The organism is Janthinobacterium sp. LM6 (assembly GCF_002002885.1).
GTDB classification, from domain to species: domain Bacteria; phylum Pseudomonadota; class Gammaproteobacteria; order Burkholderiales; family Burkholderiaceae_D; genus Janthinobacterium; species Janthinobacterium kumbetense.
Map to the genome: position 1 here is coordinate 4,593,887 of NZ_CP019510.1, position 24,930 is coordinate 4,618,816.

Below are 24,930 nucleotides of genomic sequence, written 5' to 3' on the forward strand. Positions count from 1 at the left end.
CTATTCGCTTGCCCTGCAGCGTTTTTCGCCTATGCGAGGAGCGTTTCACCATGTTAGTCAACAGCTATACCCTGCTTTCCAACGACCTGGAAGGTCGCATCCAATCCGCCCTGGCCGCCATGCGCGCCGGCATCCCCGTCATCCTGCTCGACGATTTCGACCGTGAAAACGAAGCCGACCTGATCCTGTCGGCCGAGAAATTGACGAACGAAACCATGGCCCTGCTGATCCGCGAATGCAGCGGCATCGTCTGCCTGTGCCTGCCCACGGACGTCGTCAGCGCGCTGGAATTGCCGCCCATGTCGTCCGACAACGGCAGCCGCTACGGCACGCCGTTTACCGTCTCCATCGAGGCGCGCGACGGCGTCACGACGGGCGTGTCGGCCGCCGACCGCGTCACCACCATCCGCGCCGCCATCGCGCCGAACGCCAAGCCTGCCGACCTGGTGCGCCCTGGCCACGTCTTCCCCCTGCGCGCCGCGCCCGGCGGCGTGCTCGAGCGCCGTGGCCACACGGAAGGCTCCGTCGACCTGTCGCGCATGGCGGGCCTGAACCCGGCCGCCGTGCTGTGCGAATTGATGAACCCGGACGGCACCATGATGCGCGGCGGCGATATCGAGCGCTTCGCCGAACTGCACGGCATGCCGATCCTGACCATCGAAGAACTGGTGGAGTGGCGCAGCACGCGCGGGCAATAACCCGTCAGGCCAACCTTCAGGCGGCCACGGCCTTCGGCAAATGCACGTGGCGGTAGACGAGGCCCGCCGCCAGGCCATACGCGATGGCAATCGTCGCGTAGGCCAGCGGCAGGCGCAGCGACCAGTCTTGCACCATGTGCAGGATGCTGCCGATCAGGGCCACGCCCACCAGCGCGCCGATTTGCCGGTTCGCATTCAAGGCCGCCGCCGCGCTGTTCGCATGCTGCTTGCCGGCCACCCGCATCACGGTGGCCGTCATGGCGGGAATGGCGATGCCGATGGCCACGTTCATGACAGCCGTGCCCAGCGCCAGCAGGAAATATGGCGTGCCGGGACGCAAGGCCATCAGCAGCAAGGCCATGACGGCACCCACCAGCAAGCCTAGCAGCATGGGCAGGCGCGTGCCATGACGCGCCGCAATACTTCCCGCCATAAAGTTCCCCACCGTATAGGCCGCCATCATGGGCAGCAGGCGCAAGCCCGACTGCAAGGCGTCGGCGCCGCCCGACTGCTGCAGGAACAGGCTCAACAAGAACAGCTGGCCGAACACGCAGAAATTGATCAGGAAACCCACGCCATTGGCCGCGCCGAAGCTGCTGCTGTGAAACAGTGCACGCGGCAACAGCGGATGGCTGCCGCTGCGCTCGCGCCGCAGCAATTGCCCGGCGGACAGCACCGTCAAGGCCCCCGCCGCCAGCACGCCCGGCGACAGCCAGCCCAGCACGGGACCTTCGATCAGCACGAAACTCAGGCCCGCCAGCGCCGCCACGCCCAGCGCATGGCTGAACAGAGACAGATTGCGCGGCTGGCGCGCCGGCGCCACCAAGAGAAGCTGCGCCATGACGATGGCCAGCACGCCCAGCGGCACATTCACCCAGAATACGCTGCGCCAGCCGAACTGGTGCACGAGGATGCCGCCGATCAGGGGGCCGGACGCGCCGGCCACGCCCACCAGGGCCGACCATGCACCGAGCATGCGCGTGCGCTCGCGCTCGTCTTCAAAGCTGTGCGTGAGCAGGCTGAGCGAACTGGGCATGAACAGGGCCGCGCCCGCGCCCTGCAGCAGGCGCGCCGCCGTCAGGAAATGCCCGTCGGGCGCGGCGCCGCACAGCACCGAGCCGAGGATGAAGACGCCGAGGCCGCCCTGGTACACGGCTTTCGGCCCGTAGCGGTCGGCCAGCGCGCCGCCGGCCAGCAGCAGCGCGGCAAACGTCAAGGTGTAGCCGTCGACCACCCACACCAGGCCCGTCAGCGGAATATTCAAGTCCAGCGCGATATCGGACAGCGCCACGTTGACGGCCGTGACGTCGAGCATGGCCATGACGAAGCCGAAGGCCAGGGTCAGCAGGATCAAGCCGCTGGCGCGGCGAGGTGTGGGGACAGGCATGCTATTTCCTTGCAGGGACAGGGGGGCAGTCATTATGCGAGTGTTGAAGAATGCAGTAAACAGGCATAAAATCGGCACCATGATGCAAAAATGCATCAAGATAACGACAGGGAAACACGTCATGGACTGGGCTTATGGACTGGGATAACGCGCGCATCTTTCTCGCCATCGGCCGGGCCGGCACCCTGCGCGGTGCGGCGGCCCTGCTGCGCATCGACCAGGCGACGTGCGGGCGCCGCCTGGCCGCGCTGGAAAGTTCGCTGGGCGCGACCCTGTTCCTGCGCACGCCGTCCGGCTACGTGCCCACGCCGGCCGGCGAGCTGGCCTTGAACGCGGCCGAAGCGATGGAACGGGCGGCCGACAAGCTGCAGCGCGAGATGCAGGGCGTCGACAACCGCCTGTCCGGCCTGGTGCGCGTGGCCACCACGGACACCATGGCCAGCCATTTCGTCATCCGCGCCATGCAGCGGCTGCACGCGGCGCACCCGGACATCCGCATCGTGCTGCACGTGGCGCCGCAGCTGGCCAGCCTGACGCGGCGCGAAGCGGACCTGGCCGTGCGCGGCGTGCGCCCCACCGACCCGGACCTGATCTCGCGCCACCTGGTCAAGCGCAGCCTGGGCCTGTACGCGTCAAAAAGCTACCTGGCGCAACGGGGCGAACCCGTGCGCGGCACGGCGCTGGCCGGCCACGACATCGTCATCTACCACCATTCCGTGGCGCCCCGTCACGCGGAAAAACTCGCCGGCGAATCCGTCGCCAACGCCAGGGTGGCCATGGAAGTGAACTCGGCGGCGATGCTGCAGGAAGCCACGCGCGCGGGCCTGGGCGTGGCCGAGCTGGCCACCCACCTGGGCGATATCGACCCGCAGCTCGTGCGCATCTGGCCCGAGCGGGCGGAAAGCTACGACGTGTGGCTCGTCATGCATGCCGATCTGAACCGCTCGGCCCGCGTGCGCGCGGCGGCCGATGCGATCATCGCCAGCGTGGCCACCGCCAGCGCCGCATGACAGCCGCGCACAATAGTGCCGAAAAGAAACTTTCTTTTTGATAAGTCTGATAAACTCCGCAACCCCGCCGGGCACAGCCACCGCCACGCCGCCGCGGGTTCCCTCAATCCACTGGAGAATTTTTATGCTTATCTGGCAAGGCTTCGGCATACTCGCCCCCTTGATCTGTTTCATCGTCGTACTGGCAGCGCAAGCGCTGTTTGGCGCCACCCTGGGCGAGGAATACACGAAGAACCACGCCTGGCCCCTGGCCCTGGCCTTCCTGCTGGCAGCAGCCGCCAGCTGGTATGCGGGCGTGCGCCTGAACAACGCGCCAGGACGCGAACTGATCGACCCGGCCACGCAGGAAAGAGTCATCCTGCGCAAGCGCCACACCCTGTTCTGGATTCCGATGCAATACATCGCCGTGCTGATGGTCGTCATGGCCGGCTTCGCCCTGTTTGAGTAAGTAGGTCGTGGGAAATTATTGTGAAGTTATGACGAACAGAACCGGATGCGCTGCAAGGCGCCCGTTGCGACGCAGTGCAGGCACTGCTAGCAGCGGGTAACGCCGCAGAGCGCCGGTTATGGAAGTCAGAAATCACAATAATTTATTACGACCTACTTCAGCCCGCACGCTAGCCGTGCTTGCCGGGGCGGGCTGATGTTAAGATGCCATGATGACCCTATCCGTCTCCCTCATCATCAGCCTGCGCCGTTTGCACCGGGCCACCATGGCCTGGCTGGTCAGCTGGTGGCGCATGCTGCATTTCGCCATCCTCGTGTTTTCGCTGGCCCTGTCGCCGTCGAGCTACAACCGCGACAACCGCCCCATCCTCGCACACCGCCTTGTGACGAACACGGCGCCCAATCTCGTGTGGTTCAGCGTCGCCTGCGCGCTCGTCAGCCTGGTGCTGATACGCATCGTCGTCGTCAGCGCGCAAAGCTACGGCCTGTCGCGCTATGCGCTGGAAATGGTGGTGCGCGTGCTGGTGCTGGAACTGATCCCGCTGACGGCCGCCCTGTTCGTCGCGCTGCGCCTGACCCTGCCCGACGGCATTGCGTTTGCGCAAATGCGCTCTTCCGGCATGCTCGATACCATGCAGCGCCAGGGCGTCGACCTGCTGCGCCGCGAATACTTTCCACGCGTCATGTCCGGCATCTTTGCCGTGTGGATGCTGGCCATCGTCAGCTGCGTCACCTCGCTGATCCTCGCCTACATCACCATCTACGGCTTTACGCCGTGGGCGCTGCAAGGCTACACGCGCGTCGTGGGGCAGATCTTCAATCCCGCCGTGGCCCTGATCCTGATGCTCAAGGTCATCTTCTTCAGCTTTGCCGTGGCCCTGATCCCGCTGGCCTCGTCCTACTATCCGGACGAGCCGCACGGCCGGCGCAACCGCCTGTGGGCCGCGCACGGGCTGTCTGAAATGCTGCGCCTGTTTTCCGTCATCCTGCTGGTCGAAGTGGCTTCGCTGATGGGCAATTACTACTGATGCCCCGCCCGCCGCCAGCCATCCCCGAACCACCCAAACGAGAGCCAGAAGCCATGAGCCAACCCCAAAATCCCGACCAGGTCGACGTGACGGCGCCCGCCGGTGTCGCGCAAGATGCCGTCCTGCCCGCCCCGCCCCCCGTGCGCCACGCGGAACTGAAGGCGGCCATTTTGCTCGTCTTCATGTTCGTGCTGGTGGTCGGCTCCGTCGTCTACCTGATGTATGCGCGCGGCGCCTTCGAAGCCACGCAGACGCTGGTGCTGACGGCCGACGATTCGGACGGCGTCGGCGTGGGCGCCGACCTGACCTTTTCCGGCTTTCCCATCGGCCGCGTGCAGCGCATCGAGCTGGCGCCGGACGGGCGCGCGCGCGTCATCATCGACGTGCCGCGCAAAGACGCGCACTGGCTGCGCACCAGCTCCATCTTCACCCTGGAACGGGGCATCGTGGGCGGCGCCAAGCTGCGCGCCTACAGCGGCATCCTGACGGACCCGCCGCTGCCCGACGACGCCACGCGCGACTTGCTGGTGGGCGACATGGCGGCGGAAATCCCCCGCCTGCTGGCCGCCGCCAAGGATTTGCTCAACAACCTGGGCAACCTGACGGGCAGCGATTCCGCGCTCGACGGCACCATGCGCAACGTGCAGGCCGTCACCGGCAAGCTGAGCGGTCCGGGCGGGGCCATGGGCTTGCTGACGGGCGACGACAAGCAGTCGCGCCTGCTGATCGAACGGGCCAACGCCCTGCTGGTCACGGCGGACCAGCTGGCGCGCCGCACGGATGGCCTGGTGGCCAATGCCGATACGCGCGTCTTCGGCGAAAAAGGCGTGATGACGGATGCGCAGGCCACCATCGTGCAGCTGAACGCGCTGCTGGCCGACACCCGCAACAGCCTGAAAAAAGTCGACGCCGTGCTGGTCGAGGCGCAAGCCGTGGGCGCCAACGCCAGGGCGGCCACGGCCGACCTGGGCCCGCTGCGCGCCGACGTGGAAAGCAATCTGCGCAAGGTCGAGCAGCTGGTCAATGAAATCAACCGCAAATGGCCGTTCAAGCGCAATCCGGAGATCAAACTGCCATGATAAATATCAAGTTCCTCTTGCCTGCCCTGCTTGTGACGACGCTCGCCGCCTGTTCCAGCGGCCCGCCCGTGCCGGACTGGAAAATGAATGCGCAAAGTTCCGTCGAACGCTTCCAAGCGGCTTACCTGAATGGCAACGCCCTCGTCGAACAGACGGAATTCCGCCGTGCCCGCAGCCAGGTGGCCGGCACGGGCAAGCTGGAACTGGTGGCGCGCATCGAACTGCTGCGCTGCGCCGCGCGCGTGGCCAGCCTGGCCTTCGAGGATTGCGCCGGCTTCGACGCCCTGCAAGCCGATGCGACAGCCGCCGACCGCGCGTATGCGGCCTGGCTGGCCGGCAAGGGGCAAACGTCCGACGTCGCCCTGCTGCCGGAAGCGCAGCGCGCGGCCGCCGGCGCCGGCTCGGACACAGCCGCCGCCAGCGCCGTGGCGGCCATCAAGGAACCGCTGTCGCAGCTGGTGGCGGCCGGCGTGCTGCTGCGCTCGGGCCGCGCCACGCCCGAGCTGCTCGATACGGCCGTCGCCACCGCCTCGGACCAGGGCTGGCGCCGTCCGCTGCTGGCCTGGCTGGGCGTGCAGCGCCTGCGCGCCGAACAGGCGGGCGACACGCAGGCGGCGCAGCGCATCGCGCGGCGCATGGCGATCGTCGAGCAGCCGCTGGCCCCCTGAGCGCGCCGATGGCGGCCAAAGGCCGGCAGAATCAGGCATAGTCAGGCATAATTCAGCCAGGATGACAGCTATGCCGTGCAGGCAGCGAGGTGTGACGATGCAGTTCGAGGATTTCGACCTTTCCACTCCCGATACCGGCCGGCATGCGGCGGCGCCTGGCGATGACGCCTCGGCCGCCACGGCCGTGCGCCTGCAATATCTGCTCGACAATACCCCCTCCATCATCTATTGCACCGTGCCCAGCGGCGACTTCAAGATGACGTTCGTCAGCAACAATGCCCTCAATGTGCTGGGCTACCAGCCCGAGGAGATGGTGGCCGATCCCAATTTCTGGTTCGACCACATCCACCCCGACGATGCGCCCGGCATTTTTTCCAGCCTGGCGCAGATCTTCGTCGAAGGCGCGCGCGCCTACGAATACCGCTTCCGCGTGCGCGACGGCAGCTATCTGTGGATGCACGACAGCCTGCGCCTGGTGCGCGACGAGCATGGCGTGCCGTTCGAGGTGATCGGCTCGCTGACGGATATCACGGAACGCAAGGGCATGGAAGCGATGCTGCAGGCACGCGGCGAAGAGCAGCAACTACTGATCAGCAAGTTGCAGGAAGCGCACGACCAGCTGCTGCAATCGGAAAAAATGGCGTCCATCGGCCAGCTGGCGGCCGGCATCGCGCATGAAATCAATAACCCGATCGGCTTCGTCAATTCGAACATGAGTTCGCTGCAAGGCTATGTCGGCACCCTGTTCGACGTCATCGCCCGGTATGAAGCGGCAATGGGCGAGCCGCTCGACGGCCCGGCCCTGGCCGACAGAGTGGCCCAGGTGCGCGCGCAGGCCGACCTGGCCTTCCTGCAGGACGACATCGGCGACCTGGTGCGCGAATCGATGGATGGCCTCAAACGCGTGCGCGACATCGTGCAGGCGCTGAAGGATTTTTCCCACGTGGGCGAGACGGACTGGCAAGTGGCCAGCCTGCATGCGGGCCTGGACAGCACCCTGAACATCGTCGCCAACGAATTGAAATACAAGGCGCGCATCGAAAAACACTATGGCGAGCTGCCGCCGATACTGTGCCTGGCCTCGCAGCTGAACCAGGTCTTCATGAACCTGCTCGTCAACGCGGGCCAGGCCATCAGCAGCGACGGCGTGATCAGCATCCGCACCGGCCACGCCGGCGACTGGGTGTGGGTGGAGATCGGCGACACGGGCGCCGGCATCGCGCCCGAGCACCTGAACCGCATCTTCGAACCGTTCTTCACCACCAAGGCCGTCGGCAGCGGCACGGGCCTGGGCCTGTCGCTGTCGTACGGCATCGTCAACAAGCACGGCGGACGCATCGACGTGGCCTCGGAAGTGGGCCGCGGCACGCGCTTTACCGTGCACCTGCCGCTGCAGCCGCCGGGCGCCGCGAACGCCTAGGCCTCCTTCACGGGCGCATACACGCGGATGCTCAGGCGCCCGCCATTCTTGCCCTCGAAATCGAGCAGCTGGGCGATCACGCGGGCCGTCAGCACGTGTTCGGCCGCCAGCAGCATCAGGCCGTCGCGGCTGATCAGGTCGCGCGACAGCGTCATGCCCGGTTCCAGCTGGCCCGACAGCACGGTCAGGTCGCGCGCCGGCGGCTCCGTCTCTTCCATGATGCCGCGGAAGGCGGCCACCACGGCCGGGTCGTAGCGCTTGCCGACGCTGTCGTAGATCAGGGTGCGCGCTTCCTCGGCGCGCAGGCTGCGCTGCACCATGGCGCCGATCTGCAAGCCGTCGTAGTCCGACGCCAGCGCCAGGATGCGCGCGCCCATGGGAATGGCCAGGCCCACCAGGCCATCGGGAAAGCCGCCGCCGTCGAAGCGTTCGAGCTGCGAGCGCAGGATCACGGAAACGGCGCGCAGCTCGTCGAGCGCCATCAGCAGCTGTTCGGCGCGCAGCGGATGCTTGCGGAAGGCGGCCAGCTGTTCGCCCGTCCAGGCGCTGGCCGGCAATTCCAGCACGTCGTCGCTCAGGCTGAGCTTGCCGATATCCTTGAGCAGGGCCGCGATGAACACGTCGCGCGCTTCCTGCCCTTCCAGGCCCAGCGCCTGCGCCAGCTTGCGCGACAGCTCGGCCACCCGCCGCGCATGGCCGGCCAGCTTGCCGCCGCGCATCTCGATCAGGTTGGAAAACACCTTGATGGTCGTCACGAACGTGGCCTTCAGGCGCTCGTTGGCCGCCTGCACCTCGTCGTGCGACAGTTTCAGCTGCTGCGTGCGCGTGGCCACCTTCGCTTCCAGGCTGGCGTTGAGCGCCTGCAGCTCCACGTTCTGGCTGGCCGTCAGCGCTTCCAGGCGCCGTTTTTCCTGCTCCAGCGCGCGCCGTTCCAGCGCGTGGCGCACCACCAGCACGATATCGTTCTCGTCCCAGGGCTTGGTCACGTAGCGGTAGATCTCGCCCTGGTTGATGGCGTCGAGGATGGACTGGATGTCGGCATAGCCGGTCAGCAGCAGGCGGATGGTGCCGGGCCAGCGCTGGCGCACCTGGGCCAGGAATTGCGCGCCGTCCATGTGCGGCATGCGCATGTCGGAGATGACCAGGTCCACCGTCTCGTTCTCCAGCAGAGCCAGGCCGGCCGCGCCGCTCTCGGCCGTCAGCACGCGGTAGCCGTGCGGGCGGAACAGGCGGCGCAGCGACGACAGGATATTCGGTTCGTCGTCGACGCACAGGATGGTGGGCGGCGGCGCGGCCGCGGTGCTGGTGCTCATGTTGTCCTGTTCGGTCATGGTGCGACGGCCTGCGCCTGGCGCACGGGCAAGGTGATGCGGAAGGTGGTGCCGCGGCCGATGACGCTGCGCACGTCGATGCGGCCATGGTGTTTCTGCACCGTCGTGTAGGCCAGCGACAGGCCCAGCCCCGTGCCCTTGCCGACGGCCTTGGTGGTGAAGAACGGGTCGAAGATGCGCGACAGGTGTTCGGGCGCGATGCCGCCGCCCGTGTCCTCGACCTCGATCCACACTTCCGTGGCGTTGTCGCTGCCCGTGCGCAGGGTGATGCGCCCGCGCGCCTCGCCCATGGCGTGGGCCGCGTTGACGACCAGGTTCATGATCACCTGGTTCAGTTCGGAAGGCTGGCATTCGATATCGGGAATGTCGGCATATTCGCGCACCACGTCGGCCTTGTACTTGACCTCGTTATTCACGATATTGAGCGTGGTATCGATGCCCTGGCGCAAGTCGGCCCAGACCCACTCCTGGTGCGCATCCGTGCGCGAAAAATCCTTCAAGTCCTGCACGATGCGGCGCACGCGCGCAATGCCTTCCTTCGACTCGCCCATCAGCATCGGAATGTCGGTGCGCAGGAAATCGAGGTCGATCTGTTCGCGCAGCGCGCGCAGGCGCGCCGCCACCACGGGGTCGGCGACGGCCGGCTCCGCTTCCTCATAGGCGTCGAGCATGGAAAACAGGTCGTCCAGATAGCCTTCCAGGGTACCGACATTGGAAAACACATAGCCGATGGGATTGTTGATCTCGTGCGCCACGCCGGCGGCCAGCTGGCCGATCGAGGCCAGCTTTTCCGACTGCAGCAGCTTTTGCTGGGCCAGCGACAGCTTGCTGTTCAATTCCGTCAGGGCCAGGTTGCGCTCGCGCAACTCCAGATCGGCGATCTGGCGCTGGCGGATATCGTCGGCCAGGCGCTCGTTCATTTCCGCCAGCTGGGCCGTGCGCTTGGCCACCAGGTGTTCCAGGTTGTCGTGCGCCTTGCGCAGCGCCAGTTCCGCCAGGCGCCGCTCGCTCACGTCGCGCAGGGTTTCGATGGCGCCCACCAGGCGGCCCTGGCGGTCGCGCAGGGGCGCCGCCGTGAAATGCAGCCAATGGCCGTCGGGGCCGATATCGGCAAAGAAATCCTCGGCCTCAAAGGCGCCGGGGATCACGGGAGAGCGCTTCAGCTTGCCCAGGTAAAGGTCATTTTCACCGAGCGCGATATCGTCGGCCACCAGCAGGTCGGCCAGGCAGGCGCGCGGCTGCGGATAAAACGCCTTCCAGTGGTCGCGCGTGCCGACCATCTCGGCGGCCGTAAAGCCCAGCAACTGTTCGCAGGCGCTGTTCCAGTGCGTGATCACATGGTCCGTGTCGATGGCGAACGTGGCCACGGGATGGCCGTCGAAAAACGCCGACAGCGCGATGGTGTCTCCCTGGCGGCGTTCCGGCGTGGCGGGCATTGCCTTTCCTGCATCTGTTTCCATGGCCTCTGTCCTGTTCATGCCAGCATGATCCGCGACATTTCATCGAAAGTGTGTTCCGTCTGTTGCAGCAGCGCCAGCCAGGCCGGCTCGTCCAGGGCGACGCTGCGCCAGCCCGTGGGCGACAGGGGCGGCACCAGCGCATCGTCGACGCCGGCCAAGTCGAGCCCCAGGGCGACGGCATTGGCCAGGTGCACGGCCAGCGGCAAGCCGCCCGCCTCCAGCCGCTCGATGGCGTGGTGGTCGGCCACCGCTTGTTGTATCGCCTCGGGGAACTTCCAGTAGGCGGCCAGGGCGCTGCCCACCTGCGCATGATCGATGCCGATGACGGCCAGTTCCGCCTCGGCCATCTGGCAGTCATGCGCCTGGCGGTAGCTGCGCACGAGCGCGTGCTCGGCCGGGAAGCGCGTCACCAGCACCAGGGTGCCCAGGTCGTGCAGCAGGCCCGCCGTGAACGCCGTCTCGGGATTGACGCGCAAGTGCGGCGCCAGCAGGCGCGCGGCGATGGCCGTGGCCAGCGAGTGGCGCCAGAACGCCTGGAAATCGAAGCCGCCGCTGACGGGCGCGAAACTGCCCGTCAGGGCGCAGGCCGTGACGACGGTGCGGATGCTGTGAAAGCCCAGCACGGAAACGGCTTGCGGAATGCTGGTGACCTTCGATTGCATGCCGTAGAACGAGGAGTTGGCGATGCGCAAGGTCTTTGCCGCCAGGGCCTGGTCCAGTTCGATCTTTTGCGCCAGCACATGCACGTCCGTGTCGTCCTGGTCCATACTCGACAGCAGTTCCAGCACCACCACGGGCAGCGAAGGCAGTTCCTGTATCTGGCGGATGATGTGTTCAAAACTGAGGCGTGTCATGGCGTGCCCCCCTGCCGGTAGCGCTGCAGCAGCCCCAGCAGTTCCGCGCCGGCGGAATCGGGCGGCGTGGCGCGGAACAGCACGGCCAGCCGTTCCAGGCGGCGCAAGCGTTCCTGCTCGGCATGCGCCTGCGCGGCGGGGTCCGGCGCCTCGTCCATGACGACGTGGCAGCGCTCCACATTGCGCCTGCGCAAGGCCGTCAGGTTCGCCGCCGTCAGGGTGGCGCCCTGGGCCAGCAGCACGGCGCCGCTGGCGTCGTTCAAGGCTTGCGCCAGCACCATGCCTTCCTGCGCCTGCTCCATGGAAATCTCGCGTCCGCTTTCACTCATGTATCCGCTCCATGACGACTCAGGGTGACCAGGCTGCCGCGCGAGCGCGAATGCAGGCCCATCGGATGGACCGCCACGACATACGGCTGGCCATCGATGGCGGCCAGGCGGGGCGTGCCCTGCCCGTCGAACAGCTGCGGCAGGACGATCGCCGCCTCGTTGCCCAGCAGGGCCGCGCCCCGTTCGAACAGGTTGGCCGCCGCCGCATTGATGAAGGCGATCATGCCTTCGTCGTCGAGCCCGATCACGGGCAGCGGCAAAAATTGCAGGACTTCGCGCGCGATGCCCAGGCTGACCTCATCGCGGTTGATCTGATGCTGCTGCTGGCGCACCAGCGCCTGCATGGCGGCATTCGCCGCCGCCAGCGCCTGGTTGGCGTCGCGCAACTGCGCATTCAGGCGCACATTGTCGTCGTCGATGCCCTTCAGGCGAAACGCTTCGGCGATATGCTCGCGCAACTGATGGTCTTCCCAGGGTTTGGTAAGAAACTTGAAGATGGCGCCTTCGTTGACGGCGTCCGTGACGGCTTGCAACTCGGTATAGCCCGACAGCATGATGCGGATGGTTTGCGGGCACAGCAGCTTGGCCTTGCGCAGGAAGTCGGCGCCCAGCATGCCGGGCATGCGCTGGTCCGACACGATGACGTCGACGGCATGGCTGGCCAGCACGTCCAGCCCTTCCTGGCCGCTGCCGGCCGTCAAAATATGGTAGCCGTCGCGCCGCAGCAGGCGCTTCAGGGAAGCGAGGATATTCGGCTCGTCATCGACCAGCAGCAAGGTGCGCGGCGGCGCCGCAGGCGGCGACCCGGCGTCCGCCGCCAGCACCGCAGTACCCGGCACACCATGCTCGTCGTGCACATCCATCGGACCATCCTCTCATCGCCGTGGCGATACGGGAGCTTGCCTGGAGGGGGAGTCCGCCGCGCGAGACAGTCTAGTCTTGCGCGGCAGCCAGCTTGTCTTGAAATTATACGACTAAATATTCCCTGATGGCACTTATCCGCGCCGTGCCGGACACGGCGTGTCGCGGTAAAACACAAAGCCGCCCAGGCCGATGGCTTGCGTATCGGCCTTCACGGCGTACACCAGCGTATTCCTGGTCGCCTCGACCCTCAGCAGGTTCTGGTGCAGCACCGTTTGCGCGTGCGACAGGGCCAAAGATGGGGTCGGCGCCAGCTGCAAACGCAGTTCGGACGTGGCCGCATCGTAGGCCCAGCGGCCCGGATTGAAGAAGGCGAAGCCGCCGTCGAAACGCAGGCTGCCATCCTTGAACTGGGTCAGGCAAATGCCGGGAAATTCGCTGGGCGGGTTGTACCAGGTGGCGGCCACGGCGGCATCGGCCGGCGTCTTGCCCGGCATCTGCATGCCGCCGGACGTGCCATGGTTGCCGCCCATGCCGGCGCAAGCGGCCAGCGCCGCGAGGCAGGCGGCAGCGGCCGCCCGTTTGATGATGATCCTGTGCATGCACGTCCCCTTGCTTTATAGAAACACAATCTTAGTCCGGGAAACGTGGCCGTTCAAGCGGCCAGCGCACATAAGATGGATTTAATTGCCCTCGGCCGCTTTCGCCGCCAGGGCAGCCGCTTCACGCAATTTGTCCTTTTTGCTCTTGCGCGCGCCCTTTACGCCGCCGTTGACCGTATCGGTGACGGGATGCACGGGCGCGGGCAATTCCGTCGGCTCGAAACCGGCCACCACTTCGCGCACGATGCGCAAGTCGTTGCGGTTTTCGATCAGGCGGAAATGCGCTTCCGTATCGGCCGTCACGAAGCTGATGGCCGTGCCGCTTTCGCCGGCGCGGCCCGTGCGGCCGATGCGGTGCGTGTAGTCGACGGCCGAACGGGGCAAGTCATAGTTGACGACGGCCGGCAAGCCGGCGATGTCGATGCCGCGCGCGGCCACGTCGGTGGCGACCAGCACCTGCAAACGGCACGCCTTGAAGTCGGCCAGCAGCTGGCTGCGCGTGCCCTGGCTGAATTCGCCGTGGAAGGCGCCCACGTGCAAGCCCGCGCGCTGCAGCTTGTCGGCCACGTGTTCGGCCGCGTACTTGGTGGCGACGAACACCAGCACGCGCTCCCACTGCTGCTGCAGGATCAGGTAGCGCAGCAGCTGCGTGCGGCGCGGCACGTCGACCGTGATGGCGCGCTGCACGATGTCGGGCTTGTCCTGCGGTTCGGATGCCACCTCGATGCGCACGGGTTCCCGGAGCAGGCCGTCGGCCAGCGCCTGCACGTTGTCGGGGAAGGTGGCGGAGAAGAACAGGTTTTGCCGCTGCTTGGGCAGCAGCGCCAGGATGGCGTTGATTTCCTCGCTGAAACCCATGTCGAGCAGACGGTCGGCCTCGTCGAGCACGAACAGCGACACGCCGCCCAGTTTCACGGCATTCTGGCGCACCAGGTCCAGCAGGCGGCCCGGCGTGGCGACGACGATATCGGCGCCGCCGCGCAAGTCCATCATCTGCGGATTGATCGACACGCCGCCGAACAGCACGGAAATCTTCAGTTTGACGGGCAGCGGCTTGGCCAGCGCGTGCACCGTCTGCCCCACCTGCGCCGCCAGTTCGCGCGTGGGCACGAGGATCAGCGCGCGCACCTGGCGCGGGCCGGAAACGGGCGCCATCAGCGCCTGCAGCAGCGGCAGCGCGTAGGCGGCCGTCTTGCCGGAACCCGTCTGCGCCGCGCCCAGCACGTCGCTGCCGCGCAGGATGGCGGGAATGGCGGCCGCCTGGATGGCCGTCGGCGCGGCATAGCCGGCCTTGTCGACGGCGCGGACCAGGGCGGGAATCAGACCCAGTGAGGAAAATGGCATAGCGGGCCTTCTTATTATTTAGTCATGAAGTGAGACCGGCCGCAATGTGCGGCCGGTCGGAATAGCGACAGTATAAAGCAGGCGCTTACTGCCTGGGCATTTGCAGCTTCGGAAAGCCCGCTTCGTCATAGCCCGGCATGCCGCGGCGGATCGCATGCGAAAAATCCGCGTCGTCGTTGGCCGCCCGCGCGCGCGCCGTGACGTGGCCCCCCGTACGCAGCTGCTGGAAGGTCTGGCCGGGCACCAGGCCCTTGACGTCGAACAGGTAGCGGTCCAGGTAGCCCGAGGCCATCAGCCGGTAATCGAGCGGCAGGCCCGGCACGATGCGGCGCACCATCTCGAAGACGATGGTGGTGCAGTTGGCCGTCAGCGTGTTGTAGAACTGCGGCTGGTTTTTCAGCGATTGCGCCTCGTCCAGGTAGGCGAGGAACAGCGAGCGCATGGCCGCTTTCGGCATCATCACGCGGTACAGATGCATGTCCTCGCCCCGCGCATTCGTGCGCACGCGCAGGATGTCGCGCTCGTCGGCGGCGATCAGGCTCATCTCGAAGTGCTTGAAGAAGCCGCCGATGGCGGAAAAGCTCTCGCCCTTTTCCTTGCGGATCTCGATGGAAAACGTCAAAAAGCGCCCGTCGGCAAAGCCGAACGAGATCAGGGTATGCGCGATATAGGGGCCCGTCCAGTACGACAGCGCCGTATCCACCGTGCGCAGTTCGTCGAGGTCGTAGCTGCGCTGCTCCCACTTGACCGTGTAGTCGTCATCGCTGCGCCAGTCGAAATTGCGCACATTGTCCAGGGTCACGAGATTGCCCTTGAGCGTGCCCGTCACATTGCGCGCCACGTCGTCGGCCCACACGCGCTGCTGCTTCGGCGTGATCAGGCTCCACCACAGGAGCAGCAGGATAAAACCGGCCGCATACGGCAGCAACACGCGCACATCGCCGCGCGTCCACCACAGCGCGATGCTGGCCACGCCCAGCGCGCCCCACAGCAGCGCGCCGATGGCTTGCGCCGCCGTGCCGCCGGACAGTTGGTACCACAGCGCCAGCGCGCCCCACAGTGCGGTCAACAGGAGAATCAGGGAAACGGCCATTTTGCCGATACTGCCCAGCACGGAGCGGGCACGCAGTGATAAGAAAGTCATGCCGCAATTATAGGGCCAAGCGCAGGAACAGGTACGTTCAGGCAACTGCTGCGGCAACAGGACGCGACAGCGCAATCATTGCTTGCCTGCTAATTTATTTCATGAGAGCATATTGCCAAAATAAAATGTATAGACAAGGCAGCCTGTCACGGCAGCGGCGCCTTGGCTTTCCCAGGAGATACCTTGCAGCCCCCTTCCCTGTACGCCCTCGCCGGCAGCCTCAATTCCCTCTTCATCGTCGTCAGCCTGTACGGCCTGTGGTCGCAGCTGCAAAAAATCTGGCGGCGCAAGCGCGATGCCGGCATCGGCGCCGGCCAGACGACGGACATCCTGTCCATCAACCAGTTCACCGTCAGCTTCCTCGCGTATTGCGCGTTTTTCGTGTACGGCTATTCGATCACGCCGTTCAACCACTACATCGTCTGGCCCCGCCTGGTCGCCTCGCTGATCGCGCTGGCCATCCTGTATGAAATCCACCGCGACCGCCGCAGCTTGACATCGCGCAATGCGCTGCTGGCCTGCGCGCTGCTGCTGGGTGCGGGCGTGGCGGGATTGCTGTTCGGCCCCACCTTTACGGATGAAAAGCGCGTGATCTCGCAAAGCCTGATCGTTGCCGTCACCGTGCTGCTGGCGCAGGGCTACGCGCACCAGATCCGCTTGATCTGGCGCTCGGGCAGGACGGGTGCCGTGTCCCTGAAAATGAGCCAGTTCATCCTGGCGATGGATGCCAGCACCATCCTCTTTGCCTGCGTCATGGGGGTATCGACAGGCTGGCCCTTGCTGCTGCTGGCCTGCGTCAGCGCCACGACCAAGCTGATCATCATGTGGCTGTTCCGCTGGGAGAAGGCCAGCCCCGCCGCGCAAATCAAACGGCGGGCGCTGGCCTGAGGCTAGAATGAAGGCATCGCCACCTTGTTGAAAGCACCGCCATGCATGCTCCCATCCCCATCCTGCGCAGCTTTTCCGAAGAAAAAACACGCGAGTTCTACCTCGGTTTTCTCGGTTTCACCCTGGACTGGGAACACCGCTTCGAGCCCACGGCGCCGCTGTACCTTCAGGTGACGCGCGGTGATCTCGTGCTGCATCTGTCCGAGCACTACGGCGACGCCACGCCAGGTGCTGCGCTGTTGATCCCCGTCGACGATATCGCCGCCCTGCACGCGGAACTGCAGGCGAAGGATTACCCGTATGCGCGGCCCGGCATCCGCGACGAGGATTGGGGCCGCATCCTGGAAGTGGCGGACCCGTTCGGCAACCGGCTGCGCTTCTGGCAGCGTAGCGAGTAACCCTATTGCCCGCTCAGCGCCCGCATTTCCGCATACAGGTTCGCCTTGCCCTCGAAGCCGATGCCGACCAGGTCCGGCATGGTGATGTGGCCGTTTTCCACGCGCACGCCGTCGGGAAAGCCGCCGAACGGCTGGAATAAGTCCGGATACGATTCATTGCCGCCCAGGCCCAGGCCGGCCGCGATATTCAGCGACATCTGGTGGCCGCCGTGCGGGATGCAGCGGCTGCGCGACCAGCCGTGCTGGTGCAGCATGTCCAAGGTGCGCAGGTATTCCACCAGGCCGTAGCTGAGGGCGCAGTCGAACTGCAGCCAGTCGCGGTCGGCGCGCATGCCGCCGTAGCGGATCAGGTTGCGCGCATCCTGCATGGAAAACAGGTTTTCGCCCGTCGCCATCGGCTTGTCATAATAGCTGCGCAGGGTCGCTTGCAGCTCGAAGTCGAGCGGGTCGCCCGCCTCCTCGTACCAGAACAGGTCGTATTCACGCAGCGCCTTGGCGTAGGCGATCGACGTATCGAGGTCGAAACGGCCGTTCGCGTCCACGCACAGCTTCTGTCCATCCTGCAGCACTTCCATGATGGCGTCGATGCGGCGCAAGTCCTCGTCCAGCGAGGCGCCGCCGATCTTCTTCTTGACCACCGTGTAGCCGCGGTCGATATAGCTGCGCATCTCGTCCTGCAAGGCGGACAGGCTCTGGCCCGGATAGTAATAGCCGCCGGCCGCATACACGAACACCTTTTTGTCGGGCACGCCCGTGCCGTGGCGTTCGGCCAGCAACTGGAACAGCGGCTTGTTCTCGATCTTCGCCACGGCGTCCCAGATGGCCATGTCGATGGTGCCGATGGCTACCGAGCGCTCGCCATGGCCGCCCGGCTTTTCATTGGTGTACATGCAATCCCATACCTTGTGCGGGTCGAGGTTGGCGCCGTCATCCGTCACGAGACTGGCCGGATCGGCGTCGAGGATGCGCGGGATGAAACGTTCGCGCATCAGCATGCCCTGGCCGTAGCGGCCATTCGAATTGAAGCCGTAGCCGACGACGGGCTTGCCGTCGCGCATCACATCCGTGACGACGGCCACCAGACTTAACGTCATCTTCGTGAAATCGATGTAGGCGTTGCGGATGGGGGAAGAGATGGGGATGGTCTTTTCGCGGATTTCGACGATTTTCATGCGGCTCTCCTGTGCTTGAATGGTGACGCCAGCTTAACCGCGATATGCAGCCGTATAATCGATAGCAATTTAAACCATTCTTCACTTCAAGTTAATAATGAAAAGCGACGCCACCACGGAAATGGCCTTCTTTGTGCTGCTGGCCAAGCTGGGCAGCCTGTCGGCCACGGCGCGCGAGCTGGGCATCACGCCGCCCGCCGTCAGCAAGCGCCTGCAGTTGATGGAGCAGCGCCTGGGCGTGCGGCTGCTGAACCGCAGCACGCGGCGCATCAGCCTGACGGGCGACGGCGAAAGCTATCTGCAGCAGGCGCGGCAAATCCTCGACGACATCCGCGCCATGGAAGAGTCCTTGGCCAGCGGCAGCGCGGAACCGCGTGGTTTGCTGCGCGTCAACGCCACCCTGGGTTTCGGCCGCACGGTGATCGCGCCCCTGCTGTCGCAATTCGCCCTGCGCCACCCGCAGCTGGAAGTGCAGCTGCAACTGACGGACAGCCCCATCAACCTCGTCGAGCAGGCGTACGACCTGGGCATCCGCTTCGGCGACTTGCCCGACACGCGCCTGTCGGCGCGGCGCATCATGTCGAACCGGCGTTTCCTGTGCGCCTCGCCCGCCTACCTGCAGGAGCACGGCACGCCGCAAACGCCCGACGACTTGGCGCAACACCGCTGCATCGTGCACCGGCAGAATGACGACGCCTACGGCATCTGGCGTTTGAGCCGCGGCCGCGCCACCCATACGGTGAAGGTGCGCGGCACGGTAGCCAGCAACGATGGCGACGTGGTGCTGGGCTGGGCGCTGGACGGCCACGGCATCCTGCTGCGCTCGGAATGGGACCTGGCGCGCTACCTCGACAGCGGCCGCCTGCGCATAGTGCTGGAAGATTACGCACTGGCGCCGGCCGACCTGTATGCCTATTATCCGAGCCGCCACCAGTTGCCCGCCAAAGTGCGCGCTTTTATCAATTTTCTCATCCAGCAGTTGCAGCCGGAAGCGGCCACGGCGGCCAAATCAGGTTAAACTACAATATTGCGATATGGCAATATTATGAAGGAGTAGGTTTTGCTAGTCATACTCGGATTTCTCGTCGTGCTGTTTTCCGTCTTCGGCGGCTTCGCCATGCAGGGCGGCCATTTGGCGGCCCTGTTCCAGCCGCTGGAACTGCTGATGATCGGCGGCGCGGCGCTGGGCACCTTCTTTGTCGGCAACGACGCCAAGGCCATCCGCGCCACGTTCGCCGCCATTCCCACCCTGTTCCACGGTTCGCAATACACGAAGGCGCGCTATATGGAACTGATGGGACTGATGTATGAAATCCTCAGCAAGATCCGCAAGGAAGGCTTGATGTCGGTCGAAGACGATATCGACGATCCGTACCGCAGTCCCATCTTCGTGAAATACCCGTACACGCTCGGCGACGAGCACATCCTGGAATTCATTACCGATTATTTGCGCCTGATGGTGTCCGGCAATATGGATGCTTACCAGATCGAAAACCTGATGGATAACGAGATCGAAACGCACCATGAAGATGCGGAAATGCCGATCCAGACGATTTCGCAGCTGGCCGACGCCATGCCCGCCTTCGGCATCGTGGCCGCCGTGATGGGCGTGGTGCACACGATGGCCTCCGTCGGCTTGCCGCCGGCCGAGCTGGGCGTGCTGATCGCGCAGGCGCTGGTGGGCACCTTCATCGGCATCCTGCTGGCGTATGGCTTCATCGCGCCGCTGGCCAGCTTGCTGCGCCGCAAGCACCATGAAACGGCAAAGATGTACCAGTGCGTGAAAGTGACGTTATTGGCCAGCCTGAACGGCTACGCCCCGGCGCTGGCCGTGGAATTCGGCCGCAAGGTCATTTCCGCCACGGAACGCCCGTCGTTCAGCGAACTGGAAAACCACGTGCGCCAGGTGCGCACGAAGAACTGATCCCGCCTGTTCCGCTTGCCCGGCGCTTCAGGCTTCCGGCGCCGTCCAGACCAGGTTCCACAGGTGGCCATCGATATCCTCGAAGCCCTGGTCATACATGAAGCCATGGTCTTCGGGCGGATGCGGGATGCGGCCACCGGCGGCCCTGGCCTTGGCGATCAGGCTGTCCACCTCTTCCCGGCTTTCGCAACTGAGGCAAATGACCACTTCATTGGCTTCCTTGGCCTTCGCCACCGGCTTGCCGATCAGGGACTGGAAGAAGGCTTCGGTCGTCAGCATGGCCTGGATGGTGTCGTCGACGATGTTCATGAAGGCCGCGTTTTCGCCGCTGAAGCGGGAATTGAAGGTAAAGCCGAGGGCGGAAAAGAAGGCCCTGGATTTATCCAGGTCCTTCACGGGCAGGTTGAGGATGATCTGTTTGTTCATGGCGCTTCCTTGTTTCCCTGGTGAAAGTGGAATGGGCAAGCGGTGCGCCGTCCCGGCGACGGGTGGCGGCGCACCAAATTGACACGCTGGTGAAAAAAGAGCCCCTCTAGAATATCAACAAATGCTGAAGAAAGGCGCAGACCATGCTCAGGACTTGCCCCCGATGCTGGCGGCGCCGCGGGCGCGGGCCAGGCTTGAGCGTGCGCCAGCCACCGCGCGCAGGCGTTCTTCCAGGTAGGCGCTCACGCGGGGATGCTGGCTGAAGGCGACGTTGAAGCGGATGTGCTGGTCGGGCGTGTCGTTAGCCGAGAACGCGGCGCCGCGCATCAGCAGGATCTTGTTGCGGTAGGCGTCCTGCACCAGCAAGTCCACGTCCAGCCCTTCGGGCATGCTGCCCCACAGGAAAATGCCGGCGTCGCCGGGCTGCTCGAACAGCACGCCGGCCGCGCTCAATTGCCGCGTGCTGGCGTTACGCGCCACCATGATCTTGCGTTGCAGCCGCTCCAGGTGCTTGCGCAGGTTGCCGGCTTTGAGCACTTCCAGCAACACATATTCGTTCAACGCAGGCAAAGTCATGATGGCGTGGATCTTGGTGCGCATCAGCAGCTTGAGCAAGGCGGGTGCCGCGGCCAGGTAGCCCATGCGCAGGGCCGGGCTCAGCGCCTTGCACAGGCTGGAATAGTAGATCACGCCGTCCAGCCCGGACAGCGATGCCAGCCGCGTGCTGTGGCCGGGCTGGAAATGGCCGTGCACGTCGTCTTCGGCGATCAGGAAGCCATGCTGCTGCGCCAGGATCAGCACCTTGTGCAGGTTGGCGGCGCTGCTGCTCCACCCGGTGGGGTTGTGCAAGGCCGTCTGCACGAACAGCAGGCGCGGACGGTGCGCGCGGCAGGCCGCGTCCAGCTCGTCCAGGTCGAGGCCGTCGGGACGGCGCTTAATCGGCACCAGGCGCACGCCGTCCTGGCGCAGCCTGCCGAACATCAGGAAGTATCCGGGGTCTTCCACCAGCACCGTATCGCCGGGCTGCAGGAAGGTGCGGCAGATCAGGTCGATGGCATGGGTGCCGCCGAACGTGGTGAGGATGTGGCCGGCGTCCGCGGCGATGCCGATGCCGCGCAACAGCAGCGCGATCTGCTCGCGCAGTTCGGCCAGCCCTTGCGGCGGACAGCGCGAGGCCATGCCGGCCGCGCTGCGCGCCAGGCCACGCTGCACCGCGGCCGCCGGCAGCGCGTCCTGCAGCCAGGTGGGCGGCAAGGCGCCGCTGCTGGCCAGCAGCACGCCCGGCCGCTGGTCGTTCACTTGCTGGCTCAGCCAGACCGGCTCCTGCTCCTGGCCCGCTTCCAGCGCCACCTCGTCGGGAATGGCGCTGCCGGCGTCAGCTGGCGTGCAGACGAAGAAGCCCGTCGTGCCGTGCGTATCGATGACGCCGGCGGCCACCAGCCTGTCATACGCCACCACCACGGTGTTGGTGCTCACCGCGAGTTGCGTGGCGAGCTGGCGGATCGACGGCAGCCTGGTCCCGCCAGGCAGGACGCGTTGCGCGATCTGCTGGCGCAAGGCGGCTTCGATCTGCTGGAACAGGGCGACGGGGGAGGAACGGTCGATGGCGAACATGGTGCCAGTCTAGCGTAAAAACGTCACGGCGAGGACCAGCAGGACGGCCCCCATCGCCAGATTGAAGATGCGCTGGTTGCGGGGCGCTTTCAGCACGCCGCGGATCGAGACGCCGAACAGCGCCCACATGGCGTTGCACGGCGTGCCCACCACGGTGCCGGTCACGGACACCAGCAGCGCGCTGGCGAGCATGTTGCCCTGCGCAGGCATGAAGACGGACGCCATGGTGACAGCCTTGAGCCAGCTCTTCGGGTTCAGCGCCTGAAACAGCGCCGCCTGCGCAAACGACACGGCCTTCGGCGCGCTGCTTCCCGCCACCGAGGCGCCGGCCAGCTTCCAGGCCAGGAACATCAGGTACAGCGCGCCCGCGATCCGCAGCAACTGCTGCGCCATCGGGTACGCGACGAACACGCTGCCCAGCCCCACGCACATGAGCACGGTCTGCACAAAGATGCCGGCCTGGATGCCGAGGATCACCGGCAGCGCGCCGCGATAGCCGAAATTGGCGCCGGTGGTGGCCAGCATGACGTTGTTCGGACCGGGGGTGGCGGACATCACAAAGCAATAGCTCATCAGGGGCAGAAGTTCGGTCATGGCAGGCAGTCGCAGCGTGGAGAAGGCCCCAGTCTAGAAGCGCGGCACGCCAGCGACAAGGCACAAGGCAGCGCGTACAGGCACATGCTGTATCAGTCGGACGACTGCTACAGCGGCGATACAGGCCGCGCCATTTCAGACATCCTGACCAAACCAGGCAGGCGTGGACACCGTCTCCGTCAGTCCGGGGAACTGATGCGCTTGTCCAGCGGCCTCGCGTTGAGCGCATCGGCGGCCCGGTCCACGAATTGCCTGACGTCTCCCACCTCGGCAAACAGGCCGGCATAGGCCGCCCGTATCAGCACCGTGCACTGCTCGAATTTCGCCAACTGCGACAAGCCTTCATCGGTGGGCATAAATAGCCGTCGCCGGGCATCGTTGTCATCGTTCCGATACCGTATGAGGCCCAGGCGGAGCAGCTTGGGTATCTTTTGCATGACCAGCTGGTGCGAATGTCCGAGTTCGCGCGCCAGATCCGAGGCGGAGGCCGAGCCGAGCGTTGCCAGAACAGTCATCAGCGAACAGGAGCGAACCGGGATGACGATCCCCATCGTATCGAAGACCGTCTTGGATTGCTCGGCGATCAGGACGCTCAGCCGTTCGACGGCGCGGCCGAGGAACACGGCGTCATCGATCGCGGCCGGGTGAAGTGTCTCTTTAGTCAAGGCGCTTGTACCTCTGGATGCTGCCGTCCTTGTTCACGCGTTCCAGCTCCGTCACTTTCCCGCGTGAAACATTCAAGCGGTATCGAAAATCCGACACGCCTTCCACCGCGAACAGGTTGGGACCGATCGGCTCAAGCGCGACCCGGAGCCGTTCGCGCCAGAGATAGTAGAGCGTGCCATTGTCCAGGACGAGCTGGCGGCCTTCATATTTTCCGGCCGCTTTCGCCAACAGCCCGGCATCGGCGTGCGGGCGCTCGATCGCTGCCGTCAAGCCGGGGAGCAGCCAGGCCAGTTCGGTTCGCCTGGCCTCATCGGTCTTCGCCAGATTTTCAAGCGCCAGCTTGTGCGCCAGCGGCAGCGCGCGAATCGAGGGGCTGGCGATATCGGGTTGCACGCCGGTTCCTTCGAAATCGCCATGCTCCACGGGATCCTGGATCTGGCCGATCGGTACTTGCACGAAGAAATCGTCGTTGAGCGGCTTGCGTGCGACCGGATGCGCACCGCCGGCGGTGCGTTCCCCGATCAGTGTCGCTCGCCCGAGCTTCTTCATCGCATAGGAAAACCATTCTGCGGAGGAAAACGACGTGGAGCCGGTCAGGATATACACGGGCTTGTCCACCATGCGCTTGCCCGGCAGGCCCGGCAGCACCCATTGCCCGCGCTGGATACGCTTGCCATCCTCATTATAATAATAGTCAAAGAGCAGCTGGTCTTTCTCGCTGGAGAAGAAATAGCTCGCCAGGAATTGCGCCATTTCCAGATGTCCGCCATTGTTATAGCGCAAATCGATGATAACGGCATCCGTATTGCCGACGAAGCGCATAACGGACGCCGCCGTATCATAGGCAAGCTCGGGATCGGCAAAATAGCTGAAGCGTATATAACCGACATTTCCCTTCAGGCGGGCGACCTCGTCGAAACCGAAATTGGTCTCCTCCAGCCTGCGCGATTCTTCTTTTCGTATACTGGCCTTGAGCGCCGGATCGGCCTTTGCCTTGAATTCCGCGATCCATTTTGGGTCGGCACCCACGAAAAAATGCAGGTCGCCGCTGACTTTGATGAGATCGTCCGTCAGCTTGCTCGCGAACTCTGCCTGCGTCGCCGCCGAATCATAAACGCCCTTTGTCAGATGCTCCTGAAGCACCGGCGCAATTTTTTTTGCGATGTCGGGAAACGCGTAGTTTGCATTCAAGGTGCTATTGAGGGAAGCGATGACCGCACCCTTTTCGTCTCGCGAGATGCCCGGTACCTCGGCAAAAGCGCCCGGTGCGCACATGATGGACAACGCCGACAGCGTTTGAAGCAGACATAAGTGATAACGCATTCTAATGTTTCCCCCTCGGTGAGATTCGATCATACAATATATTGCGCAACATATTGTAGAAAAATCAAATCACCTCGATAAGGGAAGCAAACAACATCCGCTTCCGTCCGATCTGTTCTCGCCAGAAGGGTGCTTCGGCCAGCGCTTTCAGATTCAACGCTTCAGTGGCAGCCTCTGGCCGGCCATCGTCATTCGCAGCTTCCGCCGATAGCGGACAGTCGGAATGATTCAGTGCACGACGTTGCTGCCTTCAGAGCAAGCTG

26 protein-coding genes are annotated in these 24,930 nt (G+C 64.9%); 11 read left to right on the forward strand and 15 right to left on the reverse strand.

Annotation, left to right across the window (positions count from 1 at the left end):
* The first annotated feature begins 50 nt into the window (after window positions 1–50).
* The gene (gene ribB, locus BZG29_RS20095; RefSeq protein WP_077406779.1) at window positions 51–698 is read left to right on the forward strand and encodes a 3,4-dihydroxy-2-butanone-4-phosphate synthase; all 648 of its coding nucleotides are present in this window, start codon (window positions 51–53) and stop codon (window positions 696–698) included.
* A 16-nt stretch (window positions 699–714) separates the two neighbouring features.
* Here ribB and BZG29_RS20100 read toward each other — a convergent pair whose 3' ends face one another.
* Window positions 715–2,085, reverse strand: coding sequence for an MFS transporter (locus BZG29_RS20100; protein WP_077406782.1), 1,371 nt, complete (start codon window positions 2,083–2,085; stop codon window positions 715–717).
* 134 nt (window positions 2,086–2,219) lie between these two features.
* On the opposite strand from BZG29_RS20100, the gene BZG29_RS20105 reads away from it, so the two are divergent.
* From BZG29_RS20105 to BZG29_RS20130, 6 genes are all read left to right on the forward strand, one after another.
* The gene (locus BZG29_RS20105; protein WP_077406785.1) at window positions 2,220–3,095 is read left to right on the forward strand and encodes a LysR family transcriptional regulator; all 876 of its coding nucleotides are present in this window, start codon (window positions 2,220–2,222) and stop codon (window positions 3,093–3,095) included.
* A 124-nt stretch (window positions 3,096–3,219) separates the two neighbouring features.
* On the forward strand, window positions 3,220–3,543 hold the full coding sequence (locus BZG29_RS20110; RefSeq protein ID WP_077406788.1) for a hypothetical protein: 324 nt from the start codon (window positions 3,220–3,222) through the stop codon (window positions 3,541–3,543).
* 211 nt (window positions 3,544–3,754) lie between these two features.
* Window positions 3,755–4,570 carry an ABC transporter permease gene (locus BZG29_RS20115; RefSeq protein WP_077409206.1) on the forward strand — a complete coding sequence of 272 codons (816 nt, stop codon included), beginning with the start codon at window positions 3,755–3,757 and terminating at the stop codon, window positions 4,568–4,570.
* A 53-nt stretch (window positions 4,571–4,623) separates the two neighbouring features.
* Entirely contained in the window at window positions 4,624–5,649 is a 1,026-nt protein-coding gene (locus BZG29_RS20120) for an MlaD family protein (RefSeq protein WP_077406791.1), read from the forward strand.
* Window positions 5,646–6,317: a hypothetical protein gene (locus BZG29_RS20125; protein WP_077406794.1), complete on the forward strand. Its 672-nt coding sequence runs from the start codon at window positions 5,646–5,648 to the stop codon at window positions 6,315–6,317. Before BZG29_RS20120 ends, BZG29_RS20125 begins: the two co-directional genes overlap by 4 nt.
* 97 nt (window positions 6,318–6,414) lie before the next feature.
* Window positions 6,415–7,737 carry an ATP-binding protein gene (locus BZG29_RS20130; protein WP_077406797.1) on the forward strand — a complete coding sequence of 441 codons (1,323 nt, stop codon included), beginning with the start codon at window positions 6,415–6,417 and terminating at the stop codon, window positions 7,735–7,737.
* On the opposite strand, the gene BZG29_RS20135 is transcribed toward BZG29_RS20130, so the two are convergent.
* The 8 genes from BZG29_RS20135 to BZG29_RS20170 form a co-directional block, all read right to left on the reverse strand.
* Window positions 7,734–9,050, reverse strand: coding sequence for an HD domain-containing phosphohydrolase (locus tag BZG29_RS20135; RefSeq protein WP_077409207.1), 1,317 nt, complete (start codon window positions 9,048–9,050; stop codon window positions 7,734–7,736). The genes BZG29_RS20130 and BZG29_RS20135 overlap by 4 nt on opposite strands.
* Before the next feature lie 14 nt (window positions 9,051–9,064).
* Window positions 9,065–10,528, reverse strand: coding sequence for an ATP-binding protein (locus BZG29_RS20140; RefSeq protein WP_077406800.1), 1,464 nt, complete (start codon window positions 10,526–10,528; stop codon window positions 9,065–9,067).
* A 14-nt stretch (window positions 10,529–10,542) separates the two neighbouring features.
* Window positions 10,543–11,382 carry an HDOD domain-containing protein gene (locus tag BZG29_RS20145; protein WP_077406803.1) on the reverse strand — a complete coding sequence of 280 codons (840 nt, stop codon included), beginning with the start codon at window positions 11,380–11,382 and terminating at the stop codon, window positions 10,543–10,545.
* Window positions 11,379–11,711, reverse strand: a complete 333-nt coding sequence (locus BZG29_RS20150; protein ID WP_077406805.1) for a hypothetical protein — start codon at window positions 11,709–11,711, stop codon at window positions 11,379–11,381. The genes BZG29_RS20145 and BZG29_RS20150 overlap by 4 nt, the downstream gene beginning before the upstream one ends.
* Window positions 11,708–12,574: a response regulator gene (locus BZG29_RS20155; RefSeq protein WP_077406807.1), complete on the reverse strand. Its 867-nt coding sequence runs from the start codon at window positions 12,572–12,574 to the stop codon at window positions 11,708–11,710. Before BZG29_RS20155 ends, BZG29_RS20150 begins: the two co-directional genes overlap by 4 nt.
* Window positions 12,575–12,706: 132 nt before the next feature.
* Window positions 12,707–13,174, reverse strand: a complete 468-nt coding sequence (locus tag BZG29_RS20160; RefSeq protein ID WP_077406810.1) for a hypothetical protein — start codon at window positions 13,172–13,174, stop codon at window positions 12,707–12,709.
* Window positions 13,175–13,255: 81 nt separating this feature from the next.
* Window positions 13,256–14,518 carry a DEAD/DEAH box helicase gene (locus BZG29_RS20165; protein ID WP_077406813.1) on the reverse strand — a complete coding sequence of 421 codons (1,263 nt, stop codon included), beginning with the start codon at window positions 14,516–14,518 and terminating at the stop codon, window positions 13,256–13,258.
* Between the two features lie 85 nt (window positions 14,519–14,603).
* Window positions 14,604–15,662 carry a DUF4105 domain-containing protein gene (locus tag BZG29_RS20170; RefSeq protein ID WP_171985075.1) on the reverse strand — a complete coding sequence of 353 codons (1,059 nt, stop codon included), beginning with the start codon at window positions 15,660–15,662 and terminating at the stop codon, window positions 14,604–14,606.
* A 183-nt stretch (window positions 15,663–15,845) separates the two neighbouring features.
* Here BZG29_RS20170 and BZG29_RS20175 point away from each other — a divergent pair, with 183 nt between their 5' ends.
* Both BZG29_RS20175 and BZG29_RS20180 read left to right on the forward strand, forming a co-directional pair.
* Window positions 15,846–16,550 carry a hypothetical protein gene (locus BZG29_RS20175; RefSeq protein WP_077406819.1) on the forward strand — a complete coding sequence of 235 codons (705 nt, stop codon included), beginning with the start codon at window positions 15,846–15,848 and terminating at the stop codon, window positions 16,548–16,550.
* 41 nt (window positions 16,551–16,591) lie between these two features.
* Window positions 16,592–16,948 (forward strand): glyoxalase superfamily protein, encoded by a 357-nt coding sequence (locus BZG29_RS20180; protein ID WP_077406822.1) that lies wholly within the window; start codon window positions 16,592–16,594, stop codon window positions 16,946–16,948.
* A gap of 2 nt (window positions 16,949–16,950) precedes the next feature.
* On the opposite strand, the gene BZG29_RS20185 is transcribed toward BZG29_RS20180, so the two are convergent.
* Window positions 16,951–18,120: a mandelate racemase/muconate lactonizing enzyme family protein gene (locus tag BZG29_RS20185; RefSeq protein ID WP_077406825.1), complete on the reverse strand. Its 1,170-nt coding sequence runs from the start codon at window positions 18,118–18,120 to the stop codon at window positions 16,951–16,953.
* 97 nt (window positions 18,121–18,217) lie between these two features.
* On the opposite strand from BZG29_RS20185, the gene BZG29_RS20190 reads away from it, so the two are divergent.
* The gene (locus BZG29_RS20190) at window positions 18,218–19,138 is read left to right on the forward strand and encodes a LysR family transcriptional regulator (protein WP_077406828.1); all 921 of its coding nucleotides are present in this window, start codon (window positions 18,218–18,220) and stop codon (window positions 19,136–19,138) included.
* A gap of 42 nt (window positions 19,139–19,180) precedes the next feature.
* A complete protein-coding gene (gene motA / locus BZG29_RS20195) occupies window positions 19,181–20,044 on the forward strand; it encodes a flagellar motor stator protein MotA (protein WP_077406831.1) in 864 nt (287 codons plus the stop codon).
* A gap of 27 nt (window positions 20,045–20,071) precedes the next feature.
* Here the strand turns inward: motA and BZG29_RS20200 are convergent, their stop codons facing one another.
* The 5 genes from BZG29_RS20200 to BZG29_RS20220 form a co-directional block, all read right to left on the reverse strand.
* Window positions 20,072–20,470 carry a VOC family protein gene (locus BZG29_RS20200; protein WP_077406834.1) on the reverse strand — a complete coding sequence of 133 codons (399 nt, stop codon included), beginning with the start codon at window positions 20,468–20,470 and terminating at the stop codon, window positions 20,072–20,074.
* Window positions 20,471–20,617: 147 nt separating this feature from the next.
* The gene (locus BZG29_RS20205) at window positions 20,618–22,084 is read right to left on the reverse strand and encodes a PLP-dependent aminotransferase family protein (RefSeq protein ID WP_077406837.1); all 1,467 of its coding nucleotides are present in this window, start codon (window positions 22,082–22,084) and stop codon (window positions 20,618–20,620) included.
* Window positions 22,085–22,093: 9 nt separating this feature from the next.
* Complete coding sequence (locus BZG29_RS20210) at window positions 22,094–22,678, reverse strand: LysE family translocator (RefSeq protein WP_077406840.1); 585 nt, start codon at window positions 22,676–22,678, stop codon at window positions 22,094–22,096.
* A 179-nt stretch (window positions 22,679–22,857) separates the two neighbouring features.
* Window positions 22,858–23,343: a MarR family transcriptional regulator gene (locus tag BZG29_RS20215; protein ID WP_216350320.1), complete on the reverse strand. Its 486-nt coding sequence runs from the start codon at window positions 23,341–23,343 to the stop codon at window positions 22,858–22,860.
* Window positions 23,336–24,667 carry a S41 family peptidase gene (locus tag BZG29_RS20220; RefSeq protein WP_171985076.1) on the reverse strand — a complete coding sequence of 444 codons (1,332 nt, stop codon included), beginning with the start codon at window positions 24,665–24,667 and terminating at the stop codon, window positions 23,336–23,338. Before BZG29_RS20220 ends, BZG29_RS20215 begins: the two co-directional genes overlap by 8 nt.
* Window positions 24,668–24,930 lie beyond the last annotated feature (263 nt).